General features: G+C 48.7%; 7 protein-coding genes. 3 read left to right on the top strand and 4 right to left on the bottom strand.

Annotated features, from left to right (window positions below):
* Positions 1-13 precede the first annotated feature (13 nt).
* Complete coding sequence (locus ACO6V5_RS23205) at positions 14-7441, top strand: AAA family ATPase (RefSeq protein ID WP_422411018.1); 7428 nt, start codon at positions 14-16, stop codon at positions 7439-7441.
* Here the strand turns inward: ACO6V5_RS23205 and ACO6V5_RS23200 are convergent.
* Entirely contained in the window at positions 7427-10735 is a 3309-nt protein-coding gene (locus ACO6V5_RS23200; RefSeq protein WP_422411016.1) for a PEP/pyruvate-binding domain-containing protein, read from the bottom strand. The genes ACO6V5_RS23205 and ACO6V5_RS23200 overlap by 15 nt on opposite strands.
* 222 nt (positions 10736-10957) lie before the next feature.
* The gene (locus tag ACO6V5_RS23195) at positions 10958-18415 is read right to left on the bottom strand and encodes an AAA family ATPase (RefSeq protein WP_422411014.1); all 7458 of its coding nucleotides are present in this window, start codon (positions 18413-18415) and stop codon (positions 10958-10960) included.
* A gap of 209 nt (positions 18416-18624) precedes the next feature.
* Here ACO6V5_RS23195 and ACO6V5_RS23190 point away from each other — a divergent pair, with 209 nt between their 5' ends.
* Positions 18625-19479: a hypothetical protein gene (locus tag ACO6V5_RS23190; protein ID WP_422442469.1), complete on the top strand. Its 855-nt coding sequence runs from the start codon at positions 18625-18627 to the stop codon at positions 19477-19479.
* A gap of 25 nt (positions 19480-19504) precedes the next feature.
* On the opposite strand, the gene ACO6V5_RS23185 is transcribed toward ACO6V5_RS23190, so the two are convergent.
* Positions 19505-19933 (bottom strand): PIN domain-containing protein, encoded by a 429-nt coding sequence (locus ACO6V5_RS23185; protein ID WP_422411012.1) that lies wholly within the window; start codon positions 19931-19933, stop codon positions 19505-19507.
* On the bottom strand, positions 19933-20145 hold the full coding sequence (locus ACO6V5_RS23180) for an AbrB/MazE/SpoVT family DNA-binding domain-containing protein (protein ID WP_422135386.1): 213 nt from the start codon (positions 20143-20145) through the stop codon (positions 19933-19935). Before ACO6V5_RS23180 ends, ACO6V5_RS23185 begins: the two co-directional genes overlap by 1 nt.
* Positions 20146-20527: 382 nt before the next feature.
* Here ACO6V5_RS23180 and ACO6V5_RS23175 point away from each other — a divergent pair, with 382 nt between their 5' ends.
* Positions 20528-22087 (top strand): WD40 repeat domain-containing protein, encoded by a 1560-nt coding sequence (locus tag ACO6V5_RS23175; protein ID WP_422411009.1) that lies wholly within the window; start codon positions 20528-20530, stop codon positions 22085-22087.
* The last annotated feature ends 19 nt before the right edge of the window (positions 22088-22106 follow it).

The raw sequence follows: 22106 nt of genomic DNA, 5'->3' as shown, positions 1-22106 counted from the left end.
AGGGAGCCTTATTATGGATGGTCAAATCAAAGAAATAAACAAATCGATTCTTGATAGTAGCGCGTCTGATACCGCCACCCCCTTCAAGAAACCAAAACTGGAATTACTGCCGAATGCTGTAACAATCTGCTCTGAAGTCATTGCCAAACTCAATGCATCGTCGCCTCAGATTAAGTCACCTGACCGGGCAAGAACCGTATCCTCAACGGATTCCTCACTCTGCAAGCCTCCTCAAACCTTCGATTTCCGTTTTGTCACCCGTGATGATGAGGTACGACAGCTTTTAGTTGCCCAAACCTGCGATGAACATCGGGATGTCACCCTCATTTCCCACCCCGATGACCTCTCACAGGCTAACCTGGTGAGCCGGTTGAGCATTGCCGACGATGGTCGTCAGACTCTGCGTTCAGGCAAGCTGTTTGAGGGTTCGCAGCCCATAACTCTGGTGCTGGATATCCGAAAGCTCACCGCCGAAGAACTGCCCAAATTTAACGATTTACTGGACCCGAATAACCCCTGTCTGTACGACAAAGTCAGTCAGGAGAAACGCTCTCTGGGCCAACATGTTTCTCTGCTGGTGGTGGCAGATCCTGGGCAGTTGGCAGCGGCTGGCCAGCACAACAGGGCGCCGGGAGCTGATTTCTGGCGGCGAATTAATCGACCGGAAAATACCTGGCAGTTTGACGCGCAGAACGGCAATGACCCATCAATGAACATCGACGAAATTCCTCCACTATTGGAAGAAATTCCCGGCGCCGAAAATGCTATGGACGACGACAATATTCTTATTATTGACTGTCACTTGCACAGTAACTGGCGACAGTTGTTGCTGGGTGGCCCCGGAGTGGATAAACAGGGGCGAATCCAGCATCTTCCCGGCAGGCTTGGGTCATTAAGGGCCGGACAGCGGGTGATTCTGAAAGGAGCCGACTGGCAAAATCTGGCCTTTGAACAGACCGTTCGGCAGATGCTGGCGCAACAGTGCTTTGAGAGCAATGGGAAAGTCTGTCCGTTACCCGACGATGTTCAGTTTTATCAGATGCCGCTGGGAAATAATGAGCTTCATTCACTGTTCCAAAGTCTGTCCCGTTCTCCTGAAAAAGAAGTTGATAAAGAGCAGGCACCAGCAAACCCGATCATCATCAACGAGAGTAATATTGTTCAATGGCTAAACCCGATTGCCATCACCACGGAAGGCTACGCAGTTCCTAACACCCGTCTGCTGGAACAGGTTCAGGCGGGAGGTGTGGTCACCGTAACGTCTCCTCTCACTGAAGCACTCTGGTTTCGTTTGCTGGGTTCATTACAGACTATTCGCGAGACGACCGGCCTTGAACCCCGGCTTCAGGTGGCCCACGCAAAAGGACAACCAAAAGCCCTGGGTTTAATAGAAAACGATAAATACCCTCTGCCCACCCCACTGGAAAAAGTCGGAAATCGCGCTGCCTTTGATACCGCCACTTATCAACAATCTGCCCAGGCAAATCATTGGATCAATGATCTCCCGCAAGCTCCTCTGGTCATACAGGTCAATGAACAGACCAGCTTCAGCCAGCTATTTGATAATATCCATATCACCTCGGAACAAAAGGCCCATTTTGGACAACGTCCGAGTGGGTTGCAGGAAGCATTGACCGCTGGCAAGCCGGTGGTATTGCGGGGGCTGGAAAGCAACCCAACCCTTCAGCAGCTTCTGGAACCTCTGGTTGCAGGGCAGCCACTGCTGGTGAATGGTCAATTACAGGACTACCCAAAAGCTCGTGTCACACTGCTCTGGCCTGAGTCTGCAAAAAGCCGGTCTTCAGTATTTCGTTCGATGGTTGCCACTGGCAAGCCGTGTCCCGAAGTCGATCTTTGGGATATCAATGCCGTCAAGCATGAAATCTCCCGGGCTGAGCTGCCTGAACAAGCACTTAATGAACTTTACGAAGCCTTTAAAACCGCACCTTCCCACCTGTGTAACCCTCTGCCTGAAGTAACCGAAGGGTTATTGAATAACCTGATACTGGCTGCCCGGCGGGCACAGCAGGTTGACCAGTCCCTGCAGATCCTGCCCTGTCACTGGCGCAAGGCCATTAACAGCATTATCACCCATGGTACCCGGCAGCATCCGTCCGTGCGTGATTTTATGAAAGTGGCTTGTCAGCAGCTATTGCCAGATGAGAATCAAACCGCCTCGGTAGACCTGGATCGCTTAAATGCCATCATCAACACTGCCCTGCCGTTAGACAGAGCCTTTGTTGAACAGAACCTGTGGTCACTGGCCAGAGCCTTTGACCCGGTTGTATTTAATGAAAAATTACAACGGTCCTATGAAAGACCATTTTCATGGCAGGATGAAAAAGAAACTCTCGACAGGCTCTGTGCCTTGATCGTGGCCTATGCACCCGGAAAAAAACAAGATGCATTGGCGTATCAGTTAAAAGTCGATCCTGCGCAAGCAGAGTCCCGACAATCGTTAGCCATCAGGCCAGCCAGACAAATTAAACGTTTGCAAGATGCACTGGCTTCTGGCTGGCAATTAACCCATCCGCCTGGACAGACCCGATCCGATGCCGTTTACGCGCTGGCCTACGATTGTTTTCACAGGGCCAGAACGGCGAATTCTGAAGCAGAAGGCATTGAACGCATAGAACATCGACTGTCTGAATCGCTGAAATGGCAGGGTTCTGCTGATAGGCCTTTGTCAGCGCTGGCCCGGGATCTTTATCACGGCGAGATAAGCCAGAAAGATCGTGAAAATCGTCGACTGTCCCGACTCCACGACCGATTTTCGGACTCTCCCGTCCTATTCCTGCAGGGAGAAACCGGCACCGGGAAAAGCTACTTTTCTGCCAAAATGGCCAGGGCTTCGGGACAGGCTTCAGTCATTTCCCTTGGACCTTCCGACAGCGAACAGACCCTGATGAAACGCTGGCAGTGGCGACAAGACGCCGATGGCGACCGCTCTATGGTGCAGCAAAACCGGGCATTGATGGAATGGGCCAACACTCCATCCTACGAGGATGGACACTATGTCACTCTGGTTCTGGATGAGGCCAACCTGGCCAAAACCGGATTACTGGCATCATTAAACGGCTTGTGGGAACCACAACCCTGCATTTACGTGAATGGTCATCCTGTCAAAGTCAGCCCAAAACACCGGGTGATTCTCACCGGCAACCCCGATCATTACGCCGGGCGCCGAATGGACCCAGCTCTAAAAGAGAAACTGCCCAGAGCTTACTACCCACGCCTGGGTCAGGCTTTCCTTCGGGACAGGGTGGTGGAACCGGCTCTGGTCAAGCATTTACAAGAGCATCTGCTGGAGCATCAAATAAACGACATTGCACACAGTGCCAGCAAGAGTGTGATGGCACTCTGGCAACATTATCAGGAGCTGTTGCCCGAGCATGAGTTTACCCCCAGGGATTTAACCGATATCTGCAGTTGGGTGGGCTGGTATCTGGATCGTGCCCTGCCCGCTCGCGGCAGTGTGACCTGTGAGCAAATAAACAGTCTGATACTACAAAGTTTTCGGGATGTACTGGGGCCGGAAATCACCGAAACGCATCAGGAGGCCCTGTCGGCACTGGAAATCTGGTTTGCTGCCCGTTACCAACCGGAGAACACCCTGAGCGACAGAGTTCATGAACACACCCTGCGGGATATGCAACAGACCTTCAGAGCAGTCGCCGAAAAAATCCGACCAGACTTTGATACCTCCGGATCGGCAGTCCGTGAACTGGCGCAACGGCTTGGGCAGGATTTAAGCCGCTGCCGGCAGGCTAATCATCGCAAGATACAACACGGCGGTCGTCAGGCGACACTGATTGAAGGCCCCGCAGGACGGGGTAAGGATGCCACGCTGAACCTGGTGATTGAAAGTGTCAGACAGGAGACTAAGCGACGGGGAGAATCTATGCCGGAAGTCTTTTACCTGAATGCCTGTGATTGTTCCTGGGACAAAGTGTGTGAAGTGATCCAGAAGGCAAAACTGGATGGCGGTATAGTGGTGATTTCTGAAATGAATCTGATCGACAGCCAGCACCTGGAAGGTGAATTGAACAATATTCTGGCCGGTGACGCCCATCCCGGCTTCCACCTGTTTGCCACCATCAACCCGCCTGAGTGTAGCGGGCGAAAACCTTTATCACCGGCGCTGAAAGGGCGTTTTCGACATTTGCCGATCCGGCAGTATAACCCAGTCGAATTAAAGGCCATTGCCGAAAAAGTGTTGCCAGTGTCCTCAGAAGGGAAATTGGCCGCTAAAAAGCTAACAGAAAAACATTGTCTTTTAAGGGCTCACCTGCAACGCAAAAAACTGCCGTTGCAGCCCACCAGCCTTGATTTACAGAATGTTGCCAGGGCTATCAAAAGAGGTGGCGATTTTAGCGAAAAAGCCGTTCATCAATGCCTCAATCAGCACTACCGGCTTTATCTGATGGCCGCCAAACTATCGCTGGAGGAACTGCCAAAGTCATCGGCTATTGCCATGAATAAAGAGGCGCTTGACCCTGAAATGAGCGAATGGTTCTACCAAACGGTATCCGGTATTAATCGCCCATGGTTGATACGAGGCAGTCATCGCAACAGTCTTGATGAAAAACGCCGCGAAATTCGTTTTAACACTCGTCTGGATAAAGAGGAAGCCAAAACGGAAATCATCAAGAGGCTGGCCCAGGTCAGGTGGCAAGCATCCGGTCTTACCCTGAAGCCGGATCAGTCGGACGATATTCTCACACAGGCTCTTTACAGACACTGGCAGCGATGCTGGTTCGCACATAATTTTAGCCTTACGGAAGTGGACGCTAATAGTGTATTCCCCCTGACCAAAGAACAGGCACAGGCGCTGAAAACGTCGGCTTACCATCCTTATCTTGAAGAGGCTGATAAGCAGATACAGGCATGGAACGCTCACGACATTCAATGCTGGCCTGGATTCTGGCATCAGATCAGCGCTCTGCCAGATCACTTGGTAAACGAATTTATTAACGAAGCATCAGCTATTAGCGGTAATGACGCTCCTGAACCGTATGACCCGGAAGTTAAGGAGGAAGAAGCTCCGGCACTGGACCAAAGAACGAACTATGAGGATCAGAAGACGCCAAAGGCTTCACTATTTAAAGTTTTTGATTCGCAGCATCCCCCTACGATGTATCGCTGGCAGGCATTAGATATTCGTGTCACTGCCAGAGGTGAAATCAAACAGATCAATCTTGATGGTAAACACCTTCTGGGATTCGAAACCCTCAAACCTGAGCGGTTATCAGGTAATGACCATGAAGTGAGATTAACCAGAGATCAAACGCTGGCGACCCTTAAGATATCATCACAGAACGGCCAATATCCCTTACCCAGCCTGACGGCCAGTGACTCTATCGTGGCCCTGCGTATAGAGCCCTATTTGCCGCATAAACTGATCAGGGACAAATACACCGGGCTTCATACACTGTTTATTCCTCAGGCCGAAGCCTTCCAGAGTTTTCAATGTACTTATGTCGTAGAACCCGCAAAGCCGGGCAAAAAAACGGGTACTGAAGCAACCCGAACAGAACGATCAATACATTTTGACGTCGATTGTACAGAAAGTATCAAGTCCGTAATGAAAGAACTGCTTAATAACTTTAATAACACTGGCGAACATCCACCCAAAATACAGGCACTTTTGCAGACAATAGCAAGCCCTGAAGACACCAGGCAACGAATTAACGCAATCACGGAATATTGCGAACAGTTCTCCGGTAAGGCTATACCAGAGCCTGGTAAGAATTTCTTTGAATTTCTCGTAACCAAGCGACAAGGTAGCTGTCGTCATCGGGTGCCTGTTTTTATTGCTTTTTGCCGTTACTTCGGGATTCCCTGTCGGCAAATTGATAGCAATGTTCACTGCTTCCCCGAGTATTCCCTGGATGGAGGCCAAACCTGGGAGTCAGTAGATTTGGGCGGAGCGCCCTTGGAGGTGACAGAAATTACACCTGATTCCGATTTGGGCGGAGCGCCCGGGGAGGTGACAGAAATTACACCTGATTCCGGGAAGTTCTGTGATTTGAACGCTGCATCAAAGCATCTTCAGGACCTTCTGGAAGAGGCTGATTCAGAACAAATTCAAGCTCTGGCCAGAGCCTTTAACATGAGCCTTGAGCAACTGAAGAAAGCCGTTGAGAAAGGCGGTTTATTACCATTTATTACACAAGTCGATCGATTTATTATCGAAATAGTAAAGAGGCTTTGGGTAGAAAAAAGTTTTGCCGGTTTTTCCCTGGGTGTCTCGCTGTTACAGTCGCTGAAGACAGAAGCATTTAACTATCCTAGGGATCGACTGATCGGTAGAGTGTTTGATTTCGGCAAGCCTGATTATAGACCAATGTCGGAGGCAGTCATTCAAATATTGTCCGACAGTGATGAAGTTCAGGTCACTGAACCGCTCAGGCTACTTCATTCAAAAATGGTTAAAAAGAACGGAGAATACCCTTACGAGTGGTTGCGTTCAATGGTGGATATTGTGAACACTGACTTGGCCAAGCCTTCGTTTATTCGCTTTGCCCGTGAAGCTCTGCTATCAGGTTGGTTGGATCCCGTGTCCAACAATCAGAACGGTAGTATCATGCCGCTTCAACATCATGAGCTACTGGTGCGTCTGGTCAACGTCGATGAACTGAAGGTTGACGCCAGCCATTGCCTGAAAAAGTGGTATAAGACATTCTTCTCCAGGGGAAAAGATAATCGGACGTGCAATGTTAATGCCACCATCCATGAGGAAAAAAAGAATGCCTTTTTCGTCACTCATTGTCATGATGGGCGCTCGTCATCTCTTGAAGGTGAAATTGCCAATCCATCTATAGAAGACGCCTGGACAGACCAACCTGAGGGCATTCCGAATATAGAACGAATACTGGAGCAACGGCCCGCATTTCCGCAGTTAACCTCGGGCAGGGCGAACCATCGTCCGGTGATTCTCATGGGGCAGCCTGCCTGGAACAAGACAGTGATTGAAGAAAAAGCCGAAGCCCTGTATCAGCGAAAAGTTAATGGCAGCCCTAACTGGAAGCCGGTATTGGAAATGCTCAAATCAAAGTCCTACCCTCTGGTATTGGAAGCAGAAACGCCCTTGGAGAAGTTAAAAAAGCAATGCAAACAAGCAATTCAGCAGGCCTTCTGTCATTACCTTTATGAAGTGACACACTCGAAAGGCGGTTGCTTAAGCTATTGCTGGGCAGGTGCTTTTATGAGTAAAGAATGTGGCACTTATGACCCATCCTCACCGGTAGAGTTGTATGCCATGATGTTGCATATTGCTAACCCTCGCGAGTGTCAGGAACTTATTGAGGATGCTTACTTACGACAGACACATAATGCCAGCAATGCTCTGGTTCTCAGAAACGACGAGATGACAAAAATTGCCGGAGAGTTTTTGAGTACCGTGAATTTGGATTCGATTTATGAGTCAATGGCTACCTGATAACGGTTTGGTCATGATGCGTTTTTCGAGGGAACGGTCACGAATCCCCAGGTAAGAGTAATCGCTCCGAGCCCGTTTGCTCGCATATTTCAGCCCATGCTTCAGCAGGGTTTGCGCGAATTGTTCATTATGCTCCCTATAGGGCTCAACGGGTTGAACAACAAAGTCTGGCCTGTAGTCGTGTGTTGGAGTGATAACAAAGTATTTATCTTTTAAATCGGGGTAGACATCCTCATACAATCGTGTAGCCCTTTTGGGATCTAACAACACAAGATGCTGTAAGATTTCCCTGCGGATATCCTCACTCATCTCATCACTCATAAACATTTCCCGAAAATTACCCTTCGATTCTTTCTTGAAGGATATTAAAAAATGACACACTCCCAACCGATGAGCATGATGAATAAACTGTTGGTGGTTGCTTAATAACTTGTAGCAAGGAGGAATACTACGAAGAGAGTGAATATAAAAGATTGAGAAAAGGCTGTGTTGAAAGGCGAATCTATCAGCTTCTGTCGTGACATCGCAATTAAGATGTTGTGCAAGTACATTAAAGTCCCACTGATCTCTTCCAAAAATGGCTATCTCCTCAAGGCGTGTATCCAGACCAAACATACCATTTATCACAATGAGCAGTTGTTCAAAGGCATTCTGCATGGTTTTACGTGATTTCATTTGGGGGCATTCAATGGTTATTTCACCCGCTGCGGCGTTGCAACTTATCTTCATGGGGTCAGAGTTTTCATCCAGTTCGATCGCTTTTAGAAACTGTGCCAGAAACCACATACGCTTTAACTTACCGGATTTAAATCCTTCATCAGGGTTATTAAACTCGTCAGATAATTTCAGCCGCAGGGTTCGTCCTTTCCCCCCATCTGCCTGTTCAAGTAGCTCGATAACGCTCATATGAACTCCAAGTTTCAGGTTAACAATCAAGGCATCATCCGTACTGACGACAGTCCCTGATTTCCCTGCTTCTTCGATGAATACTTTGTCGGACGGCCTCAGTAGTGGCGCTTTTTCTACCGAGCCACCCGAGGTCGTGCAATCGACATAGGTGATTTTCTTTTCCTTAGATATCCTGCCCTGGCCCGAAGCCAGAGTGACCGGTGCCAGTGCGTTTACAAAGCGCTGATGCAGGGCAAAAATCAGCTCATGGACACTTCGGACCTGCTCAGCTTGCCCGGGGTTGAGCGCTTGAAGATCGGATTGTAGCTTATGGCAATCGGCCAGCCATTGACGAAAGTTAGCCGGGGATGGTCGCCCTTTTTCAGCAGCTTGCATGAGCAGAATGATACGCTCCAGCCTTGATTTGATGGTCTTTTGCAACGTCTCGAACCGGCTGGTCAGTTGCGGCAATTCATCCCGCAATAACTGAACCTCGGGTGAACCTTTCTCACCCGCCAGCTGTAAGAAGGCCTGGTAACCCTGCAACAGGGCTTCGGCCCCATAAACCAGCCGATTTACGCTGTCTTCAGTCTCTGCCAGTATTCTGGATCGTTGTGGTGACATGCTCAGTTTTACCGGGTTGGCCAGACCATTCAGTCCGGCACCGGGGGCAAATAATGCCAGCAGGCGGGCATTTTGATCCGTGAGCCATTTGAAACCGCTGGCAACCTCAAGGAATGTGCCTTCAGGAAAGGATAAATCATCCAGTGAGGGGATGGCTTTGGCTAACGACACATCAGGAACAGCTGAGGACAGCTTTCTGCAACTGGCCAGTTTTCCGCTAAGATCACCGGCAACAATAAAGGCACCAGGCTCATCATTAAAGCAAGCGCAGACCAGTGTCGCCTGTTGGCCAGCCTGAACAGACAGCGCTTCAAACTGATCACCGGCCAGCATCAAAGTTTTTTGCTCCTGTTTCATAAGGATCGCCACATGATCATTGAATCCTCCTTTGGCAATGACAAAACCGCCAACCCGTTTCAGGAACTCAGGCTCAAGCATCCAGTCTTCAACGTGGTCAGCTACGACAATGGCTCCATCCGGCATAGAGTCTGCCTCTGGTCGTCTGGCCAGCCAAAGTGATCCGGTGCAAAAGCCTTCGCTGACACCCGCACCAATAGCAATGGTCTTTTTGGGCATGGGCATGGCAAAGTCCATATCGCCAGAGAGTTGGGTAACAGGACGCACCTGCAACAGGAACAGGTCACCCTCAGGATTGATGGCGAACTCCGCATCCACAGGGCAGAGCAGTAAGCTTTCCAGTGTTGTCAGCATCGTCCTGATATCTGCAACCATTTTATCATTAACTATATGACTAACGTCGTCTTTATGGGTGTCTGCATTTTCAATTCTTGTTTCTGAATAGCCGTTAGTGCTTTTGCGCAGGACAAAATGACTTGAGATCGTACCGGGAAAATATTGATAGCTGTCAGGGCCTTCCTCGTCAGAAATATCGATGCGGTGAGGCGTATTACCCGACTGCCCTGCAACCACACCTCTGGGTTGACCGCGGGTGAACTCAACCCCGATGGTACCATCCCGAAAAGATTTAAAGCTCATGATGACCCCGCCGTATTGACAGTCAATACACTCCTGGATGATCAGTGCCATGGGTTGTGGTACGCCTGCGGGACAGACTTCAGGGTGGTAACCTGAAGCCATGACCTTGAGACAGGTTCGCAAAACATCGTCTTCTTCCTGAACTATAGAGAGGTACTTGCCCGCCTGGGCATCGCCGTAATTATCTTCGTTGATGCCAGAACTGCGGACGATAACCGGTGTTGATAGAGAGGGTTTGTCCAACTGATGACGTAGATCCCTGATTTGTTGGGCCGCTTCAGACTCTTTAATCTGCTGGTAAAAGTCATCGCCGGCAATAAATTCCGCCAGCCCCTTCAGCACCCCGGTTCTTTTGGCGTCTGAAGATGACAAAGTATCAAGGTATTCCCTGATGTGCGCCAGACTGGCCTGAGCACCCGGCTCATAGGCGATATCGGGAAGATAACGGGCTAAAGAACGGGGATTCAGAGGCTGTTGTTCAAGCGCATTCACAACCTGGGTTGTCACACATTTAAATGGTGGAACATTCAGACCGGCGTCCTTCATCCGCTGCAAAAACATTCCCTTGCCCCCAAGTTGTTCCCGGAGTGTGCCAACCTGATCTGGAACAGACAAACGACAGAGACGCTTGGCTAAAGGCATTTCGATGGCCGGAACGCCACCAGGATCAAAATGTCTTTTGGATTCACTTTCAGACTGATTGGTTGGACTGCCAGACCAGGTATCCTGGTTTGAATTCGTCGTCGGGATTTGGAGCTTTGAGTCACCAAAATTGGAATTTAACATTTTGACACCCCCTATCCTACTAATGCTCATCCATGATTTAATCGCTAACGCATAAATAAAGTACCTCTAGTTTTTTAGACAATAATACCTGTATAAAGTTCACCGTCGACCTGAAGCAAGCAATAGAAAGAAGAAAAATAAAGTTTGCTTTGGGAAGCCTTGTCTGAGTCGCTGAAGTTTATGAAATTCAGTAGCTGATTCAGGTTTTCCGGATGGTCGTTATCAGGTATCCAATGCCTCATAAATCGTATTCAAATTCACGGTACTCAAAAACTCTTCGGCAATTTTTGTCAACTCACTGGATTTGAGCACCAGAGCGTTACTGCTGTCTTGTGCCTGCTTTAAATAAGCATCCTTAATAGAATTCTGAAAGGATAAAGAGCTATTAATATAACGCATCATGTCAAACAGCTCTTTTGCTGAGGATGGCTCATGAGCGCCATAGAAATCTTGACTCAGGGACTCCTGCATTTGAGCCTCGGCCCAACAATACAATAAGCTACCGCCCTTCGAGTGCGTCACTCCATACAGGTAATGACAGAAGGCCTGCTGAATCGCTTGCTGGTATTTGTTTCTTAAATTATCTAAACGCCTTTGATCTTTCAATGACACCTTGAAGGACTTCAGTTTGGTTTTTTCCAGTAACAGCTTAAGATCCGGGCTGTTCTCAACTTTTCGTTGAAACAGAGCCTCGGCTTTTTCCTTAATCACCGTGCTGTCCCAGGAAGGTTGCCCCAGGATAATCACGGGTCGGTGGTTTGCCTTGCCCGAGCTTGATTTCCTGAACGCAGGATGGTGCACCAGCATTCGCTCTATATCCGGAATGCCCTCAGGTTCGTCCGACCAGAAGCTTTGTAAAGATAGGCAGGCTATTTCACCTTTAAGGAATGGCGAAAACCCATCATGTTCGTGTGTGACCAACGTAGTCCTGGTTAATTTCTTTTGGAAGTACTCAGGGACTGACAGCCATGAATAGCTATTTTTCTCCCTGGACAAATAGGCCTTGTACCAGTTTTTCAGACAATGGGCAGCTTTAACCTTCAGTTCATCGACAGCTTCCAGGCTCACCAATAGCTGATGAAATTTATAGGCATTGATAGTGACCCCATAGGAGCCAGAGGCCGTCAGTGGATCCAACCAACCCAGTTTCAAGGCTTCACTGGCAAAGTGAATAACCGAAGGTTTAGTTAAGTCACTGTCCATCAGTATTATAATTATTGAACTCAGCCACTGGCGAGGGCTTGCTCCAGCCTGAACAATCATTTTTGAATAAAGTAACTTAAGCTGTTCAGTGATTTTATCTTCATCACTCTTGGACAATATTTTTCTTACCGCCTCCGACATTGGGCTGTAGGTATTCCCATCTTCGCCTTCCTTAGTACCAGTCAATACAATCTCGTCCCAGCCTAATTCTTTTGTCTCAAGGGACATCAGCAATGAGACGCCCACGGAAAAACTGGTTAAATTGCTTTCCTCCCAAAGGTTGCTGACTATTTTGGAAATACTTAGATTGACTTTCGTGAATACACTGTTTGTCTCAAGGGCTTTGTTCAGTTCCTCCAAACTCATGTCACAGGCTTTAGCCAGAGTTTGTTGTCGTGCTAAATCAGCCCCTTTCAGGAAATCCTTCAGGAGAGCTTTAATTCTCTTTGATTTATTGCTGGAATCATTGATCTTTGTGGTGGTCTGGAACTCAGTTGTCGTTTCTACTGTCTCTCCGGGCTCCCCACCTAAATCCACTGACTTCCAGGTTTGTCCACCATCCCCGGAATACTCAGCAAAGCAGTGGACAAAGCTTGCGACTTGTCGGCATGGAATCCCGAAATAACGGCATAATGCAACAAAAGCAGGAGCACGGTGACGACAGTTACCCTGTTGTCGTGTTACGAGAAATTCAAAGAAATTTTCCGTGCGCTTTGGCTTTGCCTTACCGGAAAACTGTCGGCAATACTTCCTGATCGCCTCGATTCGTTGCTCAGTGTCTTTGGCGTCTTTTATGGTCTGCAAAGGCTCCCGTTCTTTGGCTCGACGCTGTTGGTCAGTGGTCGTAAACACCCTGTCCAGTACTGTTTTCATGCCTTCTGAACAGTGGGTGTCCAAATCTGTTGCAGGTCTGGTTTGTCTGGCGCGCGTGGCTTTGCCCGGCTCTCTCGGTTCCACAACATAAACCACTCTGATACTCTGGCCGACTTTGGCCTCAGGAACAGACAGTGTGTGAAGCCCGGTATATTGGTCCCTGACCAGAGTAAATGGCAAATCGGGTTCCATACGCAGGGCCACGATATAATCGTTGGGCGTCAGGCTGGGCAATGCATATTGACCATTGTCCGATGACAACTCCCGGGTTCCCAGCGTTTGATTGCTGGCTAATATCAGTGTCTGGTCAGGCCCGGGTAAGCGTTCAGGCATGAGGGTTTCGACCCCCCTGATGTGTATATCCTTAAGATCGATCAGTTTGATATTACCCTCAGAAGTTACGTAAACATCCAGTGCCGAACACCGATACATATGGGAAATATTCTTATCCGTATCAAAAGCTATATGATCCTCAGGATCTGGTGTCGTCAGAACCTCATAGTTCGTTCTCCGGTCCAATGCCGGAGCTTGTTTCTCGAAGACTTCAGGATCGTATTTTTCAGGCGCGTTATCATTGCCAATGCAATAGTCTGGCAGATCAATTATCTGATGCCAAAACTCAGGCCATAATTGAACGGCATTGGATGTCCATGTGTTTATCCGCTGATCAGCCTCCCGAAGACAAGGTTGGGAATCCGGCATTTTCAGCGTTTGTTCCTCTTCTTCCGTCATCGGAAACAGACTGTTGGCGTCCACGCCCGTCTGGACAAACTCATGCTTAAACCAGCATTGCTGCCAGTATCGGTACAGTGCCCGGGTGAGAATATCGTCCGACTCATCCGGCTTCAGGGAAAGACCGGATGCCTGCCATCTGGCCTGAGCCACTTCCTTGATGATTTCCGTTTTGGCTTCCTCTTTATCGAGATGAGCGTTAATACGAATTTCATGGTGTTTTTCATCAATAGCGCTACGATCACTGCGCCCTATCAACCATGGACGATCAATGCCTGATACCGTTTGGTAGAACCATTCGCTCAGCTCAGGATCAAGCGATCCTTTACCCATGGCAGGAGCCGATGATTTTGGCAGTTCCTCCAGCGATAGTTTGGCGGCCATCAGGTAAAGCCGGTAGTACTGATTGAGGCATTGATGGAGTGCTTTATCGCTAAAATCACCCCCTCTGTTAACGGCTATGGCGACATTCTGTAGATCAAGACTGGTCGGCTGCAACGGCAGGTTTTTCTGTTGCAGGTAAGCCCTTAAACGACAATGTTTTTCTGTCAGCTTTTTAGCGACGAATGTCCCTTCTGAGGACTCTGGCAACACTTTTTCGGTAATGGTCTGTAATTCTGCCGGTTTGTACTGCCGGATGGGCAAATGCCGAAAACGTCCTTTCAGCGCCGGTGATAAGGGTTTTCGCCCGCTGTACTCAGGCGGGTTGATGGTGGCAAACAGGTGGAAACCCGGATGGGCGTCACCGGCCAGAATATCGTTTAACTCTCCTTCCAGATGCTGGCTGTCGATCAGGTTCATCTCCGAAATCACCACGATGCCGCCTTTTATTTTTGCCGTCTGGATCTTTTCGCACAGTTTGTCCCAGGAACAATCACAGGCATTCAGGTAAAAGACTTCTGGCATGGACTTTCCCTTTCGCTTAGCCTCCTGTCTGACACTTTCAATCACCAGGTTCAGCGTGGCATCCTTGCCCCGTCCGGACGGACCTTCAATCAGTGTCGCCTGACGACCGCCGTGTTTTCTATTGAGATGATAAGCCTGCTGACAGCGGTTTAAATCCTGTCCAAGCCGTTGCGCCAGCTCACGAACTGCCGATCCGGAGGTATCAAAGTCTGGTCGGATTTTTTCGCTGACTGTACTGAAGGTCTGCTGCATTTCCTGCAGAGTGTGTTCATGAACTCTGTCGCTCAGGGTGTTCTCCGGTTGGTAACGGGCAGCAAACCAGATTTCCACTGCTGACAGGGCATCCTGATAAGTTTCGGTGATTTCCGGCCCCAGTACATCCCGAAAACTATGTTGTATCAAACTGTTTATTTGCCCACAGGTCACACTGCCGCGAGCGGGCAGGGCTCGATCCAGATACCAGCCCACCCAACTGCAGATATCGGTTAAATCCCTGGGGGTAAACTCATGGTCGGGCAAGAGTTCCTGATAATATTGCCAAAGTGCCATCACACTTTGGGTGGCACTGTGTGCAATGTCGTTTATTTGCTGCTCCGGCAGATGCCGTTGTAAATGCTTGACCAAAGCCGGTTCCACCACTCTGTCGCGAAGGAATGCCTTATCCAGGCGAGGGAAGTAAGCTGTGGGCAGTTTCTCTTTCAGGGCCGGGTCCATTTGACGCCCGGCGTAATGATCCGGGTTGCCGGTGAGAATAACCCGGTGTTTTGGGCCGACCCTGACAGGGTGACCATTCACGTAAATGCAGGGCTCCGGTTCCCATAAGCCGTTCAATGATGCCAGCAATCCGGCTTTGGCCAGGTTGGCTTCATCCAGAACCAGAGTGACATAGTGTCCATCCTTCCCGGACGGAGTGTTGGCCCATTCCATCAGCGCCCGGTTTTGCAGTGTCATGGAGCGATCACCATCGGTGTGCTCTTGCCACTGCCAGCGTTTCATCAGGGTTTGTTCGCTGTCGGAAGGTCCAAGGGAAATGACCGCAGCCTGTCCTGAAGCTTTTGCCATTTTGGCAGAAAAGTAACTTTTGCCGGTGCCGGTTTCTCCCTGCAGGAAGATAACAGGAGAATCTGTAAGCCGGTCGTGGAGTCGAGATAATCGACGACTTTCACGATCTTTCTGACTTATCTCGCCGTGATAAAGATCCCGGGCCAGTGCTGACAAGGAGGTATCAGCGGAATCCGTCCATTTCAGTGATTCAGAAAGTCGATTTTCTATGAGCTCAATGCCTGCTGCGTCAGAATTGGCTGTTCTGACAATATGAAAACAATCGGTGGCCAGAGATTGAATGGCATCGGATCGGGTCTGCCCTGACGGCAAAGGTAACTGCCAGCCAGAAGCCAGTACATCCTGCAAACGTTTAATCTGTCTCGATGGCCTGATGGCTAAGGATTGATAATGCTTTGTTGACTCCGGATCGACTGCCAACTCTTGTGCCATTGCCTGCCGTTGTTGTTCAGGAGCATGGGCCACAATCATGGCACAGAGCCTGCCGAGAACTTCTTCTTTTTCTTCATCCCTCGATGGCAATGGACTTACGTAGCGCAGTTTTAATTCTTCATTAAGTACTCCCGGGTCAAAAGCTCTGGCCAGTGGCCAGATGTTCTGCTCCACAAAGGCTCTATCCAACCGTGGAGCACTGGTGATGATGTCATTTAACCGATCAGGGTCTACCGAGGCGGTCTGATTCTCATCCGGCTTCTCATGGGCATTCGGCGTCTTATCCGGTAACAAGTGCCAACAGACCACTTTCATAAAGTCACGCACTGAAGGATTCTGCCGGGTACCATGGGTGATAAGGCTATTGATGGCCTTGCGCCAATGGCGGGGTAAAAGCTGTGGGGAATGGTCAACCTGCTGTGCTCGCCGGGCGGCCATTATCAGGTTGTGCAACAATCCTTCGGTCATTTCAGGCAGAGGGTTACAAAGGTCGGCAGGTACGGTTTTAAAGGCTTCGTAAAGTTCATCAAGCGCCTGTTCTGGCAGCTCAGTCCGGGGAATATCATGTTTGTGGGCATTAATATCCCAGAGATCGACCCGGCGACACCGATTACCCATGGCAACCATTGAATTAACCAGTGAAGATGGGCTTCTTGCAGCCTTGGGCCAAAGCAGGGTGATATGAGCTTTTGGGTAGGCCTGCAATTGGCCATTCACCAACAGAGGTTGCCCGACAACCAGGGGTTCCAGAAGCTGCTGAAGCGTTGGATTAGTTTCCAGCCCTCTCAATACCACCGGCCTGCCAGCGATTAATGCCTCCTGCAGTTTACTCTGACTTCTGCCAAAATGAGCCTTTTGTTCCGAGGTGATATGGATATTATCAAAGAGCTGGCTGAAGCGGGTCTGTTCATTGACCTGAATGACCAGAGGGGCTTGCTGCTTATTAATCCAATAACTTGCCTGAACAGGTTGTTGATAAGTGACAGCACGAAAGGCCAGGTGCTTGCTCATTTTTTCCTGAAGTTTGGACAGAGGATAGTCATCGGTTTCTGTCAGGCCCAGAGCTTCCGGCTGTCGTCTTGAATAAGCCACCTCAAGTCCGGGCTCCAGACCAGTGGTCTCGCGAATAGTCTGCAGTGAACCCAGCAAACGAAACCAGAGAATCTCAGTGAGGGGAGAGGTTACCGTGACTGCACCACCTGCCCGAATCTGTTCTAACAGACAGTTTTCAGGGACTGCATAGCCTTCCGGGGCAATGGCAATCGGGCTCAGCCATTCACTGATATTACTCTCGTTAATAATGATCGGGATTCGTTGAGCAGAGTCTTTATTGTTACCTTCTATTACACCTTCTTTGGCAAGAGAGTGGGACAGGCTATGGAACAGTGAATGAAGCTCGCCCTTCCCCACCGGCATCTGATAAAACTGAACATCGTCGGGTAACGGACAAATCTTCCCGTTGCTCTCGAAACACTGTTGCGCCAGCATCTGCCGAATGGTCTGTTCAAAGGCCAGATCTTGCCAGTCGGCCCCTTTCAGAATCACCCGTTGTCCGGCCTTCAATAGCTCAAGCCTGCCGGGCAGGTGCTGAATTCGCCCCTGTTTATCCACTCCGGGGCCGCCCAGCAGCAACTGTCGCCAGTTGTTGTGCAAGTGGCAGTCAATAAGAACGGTATTGTCGTCGTCCATAGCACTTTCGGCAGAGGGGAGTTCAGCCAATAACGGAGGTACCTTGTCGATCTCCATCGATGGGTCATTGTCAGTCTGTGCGTTGAACTGCCAGGTATTTCCCGGCCGATTAATTCGCCGCCAGAAATCGGCACCGGGAGCGCTGGCTGCGGGCGCGTCATCACGCTGACCAATGGATGCCAACTGTGCAGGGTCTGCCAGGACCAACAGAGAAACATGCCCGCCAAGGGGGCGTTTTTTCCGGTTGATTTTGTCATACAGACAGGGGTTATCCGGGTCCAGTAAATCGTTGAATTTGGGCAGTTCTTCGCTGGTGAGCTTGCGGATATCCATCACCAGAGTGAATGGCTGTGAACCTTCAAACAGCTTGCCCGAGCGCAAAGTATGACGACCCTCTTCGGAAATGCTCAGCCGACTCACCAGGTTAGCCTGTGAGAGGTCATCGGGGTGGGAAATAACAGTAACATCTTCATTACAGGTTCTGGCAGTCAAAAGCTGCCGAACTTCATCATCACTGGCGACAAAACGAAAATCGAAGGAATGAGTCGCCTTTGGCAGCGAGGAATCCGTTGAAGAAACGGTTCTGACATTGTCAGGCACCGTCTCCAAAGATGGCGATCTGTTTAGTTTGGACCTTACTTCAGAGCAGCTTCTTACAGTCTTCTCTTGTTCTGATAATAAATCCAGCTTTGCTATCTTGGCTGCCACGCCATGCCCGCCATGATCAAGAAGGTTAGGATCCAGAGCGTGTTTTTTTGTACCTCCATTAATCTGACCATCCATAGTCAATCTCCCTACTGCTATCTGAAGAACCAAGTTGAAGTTGTTTTATATTCTGACCTTCAGATTAAACATAAGTTCCATTTAAATAGAGAGCCGCAACCGTGGCAGATGCGATGGTCTCTATTCTCCCGACGTTTAAATCGAGCGTTTGTCATTCTTTGTATCCTTGTCTATAACTGAATTTCACCTCCTGAAAGAGTGAATGTCTGATGTTATTCAACTCACTGAAAAAAACAGGGTCATTAGCCCTGTTTTTGGTCTCTGTTCTTTCTCTTCAGACACTGGCTAAGAATGATTCTATCCACGAATACCGAAGGCCACCCAGCATGCTTCCTGAGGATATCAGCAAGTTGAAGCCAACAGTTTTGTTATGTTTCGTCAGCAATGTTGAAAATGCTGACAACCTATCCAACGACCCCGGCAAACCTGAAGAGTGTAAAGAGCATATTGGTTATGTCACTACGATAACATCAGAAAAATCCAGCACACATGTCTGCAGATATCATGCAAATGGTTCTATGCAAGAAGAGTTCACAAACTATGATTGGCTGGACGCAGGTTTCTATACCATTGATGGTTTCATGCATATCCATACAACAGAAGTCACTATCCCGGGCTCAAAAAATTATTATTACGTTATGAGAACGCCTGAAAACTGTTCTAGGGTTAACGAACCAATGTGTGCATATGTCGACAAACAAGAAGGTAAAATATCCTTTGGTTATGAGCAAAACGACAATGGTAGTACGACATGTGGAAAACGGGATCTCGTCAAAGCTGTCTATGATCACAGTTACGAAAGAATAAACTGCGCAAAAAGACCACAAGACCACAGCTCACCATTTATTGAACTCAATGCTTTGCCGGATTCATGTCCTTCCGATGCGGTCACCACCCATTGTCACAATTGTAATGGTAATGGCTGTGGCGCCTTCAAATGCTCAGCATTTACATACTGGGATCCATGCCCGGATGACACCTTCTGCGGTTCTGAAAGGTGCGTAGGTGGATTATGCGAAGATAAACCATGGTGCAGGCCTGCAACACTAAATGACGAGCTCTAAGACGAGCTGTAGATAATCCCTGATTCTAATTCTTCGGAGCCTTGGCTCCAGGTAGTTTTTGTGCAGTTTTGTCAAAAGTGAAGGAGCCATTGAATACCTCTTTCTGCTTCTCAATCACGCTTCGACCTTTGCACACAATAAGTGCATCAGCAAAGTCGGCTTCCTTGCCTTTTACAGGCTTTGCGTTCTTGAAGTCACTCAGGGCTTTCCAAACAACCTGGCCTTCCTCAAAGTAGAGGTTGGTTTCCTGAAAAAGCTGCAAAACGGTCTCAATGATTTCAGGTTTGGCAAGCTGGTATTTTTTACCCTTCAGCGTCCAGACTGTCTCAACCAGAGCAGCATCAGTCACCAGAACCTTTTCTTCTCCCTGAATCAACCGGGCGGCCTGTGCTGACTGCTTCTCATCATCGTTCAGCAAGTATCGGAGCAGGATATTGCTATCAATGACTATCACTACAAACCACTCTGAAGTGAATCGTCGTCTGAGATGTCCTGCTTGGTCTTGACGTGCTTCAGAAACCCTTCTGCTGCCCCTTTATGCCTCTTGATCAAGGTAATCCGACCATCGACGATAAAGCTGTCGATTTCATCTCCTGGCTGGATGCCAAGTTCTTCACACTGACCGGCAGGGATAGTGATTTGCCGTTTGGCACTGAGTTTAGGCATAGGTTTATTTCTTTACATTTTTCGTATAGTAAAGATAGCGCGTCACTTTACTTATCGCAATATATAGCGTACTGCATCTCCGTTTTATCAAACTGCCACCTGACTGCTTGATAAAGAAATTCACTTTTCCTCTATAGAGAATCAGGTGATTAGCGTGATGCACAGTGAAAATCACTGAACTACCAAGCAATCATTCATTGCTTGCTGTCACTGGGTAACGCCATTTTGAGTGCGCTGAAAGACAGAAACTCTGTTAGTTGCACTTAACAACATGTTATGAACTTTCATTTTAAAACTGACTCCAATTTTCCATATAGCTCAGCATCAACATTGAATGTTCCTTGTTGATCGAAGATAAATACCTATTCTGGAGAATTCAGGGATGCATGGAATAGATAATAACACCAGCATTGCACAACCTAACCCGCCACCAACCGGGCAAGCCGAACTGGAACGTGCATTATCTCGTGTCAGTGCGGCTAGATCCGTCGCTGTTGCTGATCAAGAAAAAAAGAACAGACCTTCATTTCAATATTTTTCTATTTTATCAAGCCCCATGATTTTCAGCCGTTTGCGACTTCGGGATGTTGTCATTTTAAAACGGGTATGTAAACGCCTTCGCAATGGTATCCATCAAGATAATGCTCTGGCAAAAGCATGGTATCGCCGGTTTCCTTCACCATTGCAGTATCAACTAAGGACAACCATCAATACAAAAAATGTTGACCAACTTTGTGATTGGTTTAGGTCGTTCACGAATGATCAGGCATTAGTGAAGTCAATCACAGATCGCAAAACGGACAGGGTTTATGTGCCGGCTCTGTTATTTTTCACCCTGTCCAGGCTGATGTCTGAATGTGAGACATTTGTTTTAGATACAACCACTATTAACGAAGCGAATTGTGTAAACTCAGCCAGCCTCAGTGTCGATGGACGCCACCTGGTCACCGCCAGCGACGATGGCACCGCAAAAATCTACGTTAAAACGGCTGCTGGATCATGGGAATTGATAGACATCATTCGCCATACCAGCAAGGTCAATTCAGCCAGCTTCAGCCCCGATGGTTCCTATGTGGTGACCGCCAGTAATGATGGCAGGGCGATAATTTATGGCTATAAGAAAGATGGGTCATGGAAAACAGTTCGCACTATTTCCCATAGTGACCTTGTTTATTCAGCCACCTTCAGCGCCAACGGCAGCCATGTGCTGACTGCCAGTAATGATGGAACAGCGCAAGTCTATGGCCTCAGGGACGATGGATCATGGGAAAGGGAAACTACTGTTCGCCCAAATGGTCCGATCAAATTAGTCAGCTTTAACCCCGCCGTTCGTATGACCGACACTGGCGATAAAACGACAGAAATCTGTGGCCCCAAGGGCGATGGATCCCGTTCAGAAAAAACCAGCACAGAACGTCATAGATGGGTCTTATCAGCCAACTTCAGCTCCGATGGCCGTCATTTAGTGACTGCCGGAAGGGATAACACAGCGAAAATCTTTGCTCAAAAGGCCGATGGATCATGGGAACCAAAAAAGACCATTCGCCATGGTGACTTCGTCCACTCAGCCGTCTTTAGCCCCGATGGCCGTTATCTGGTGACGGCCAGTGAAGATGACACAGCAAGAATCTATCGCCAGACAGCGAATGGATCATGGGAACGAGAAGAAGTGAATATTTACCATAAAGACGGAGTTTTATCAGCCAATTTTAGTCCTGATGGCCGCCATGTGGTGACTGCCAGCAGGGACGGAACAGCGAAAATCATTGGTCTGGGCACCGATGGGTTATGGTCAGAAAAAGCCTGCATTTACCATAATGACTGGGTCTTATCGGCCAACTTCAGTATCGATAGTCGCCTTGTGGTAACTGCCTCCAGCGACCATTCGGTGAAAATCACTGAACTGCGAAGGTATGATTCATTGCTTGCTGTCACTGAATGACGCCATTTTGAGTGCGCTG

It is taken from the genome of Endozoicomonas sp. ALD068 (assembly GCF_049310145.1).
In the GTDB taxonomy this organism is placed as follows: domain Bacteria; phylum Pseudomonadota; class Gammaproteobacteria; order Pseudomonadales; family Endozoicomonadaceae; genus Endozoicomonas_A.
This window is presented reverse-complemented; position numbering and strand designations above follow the sequence as displayed.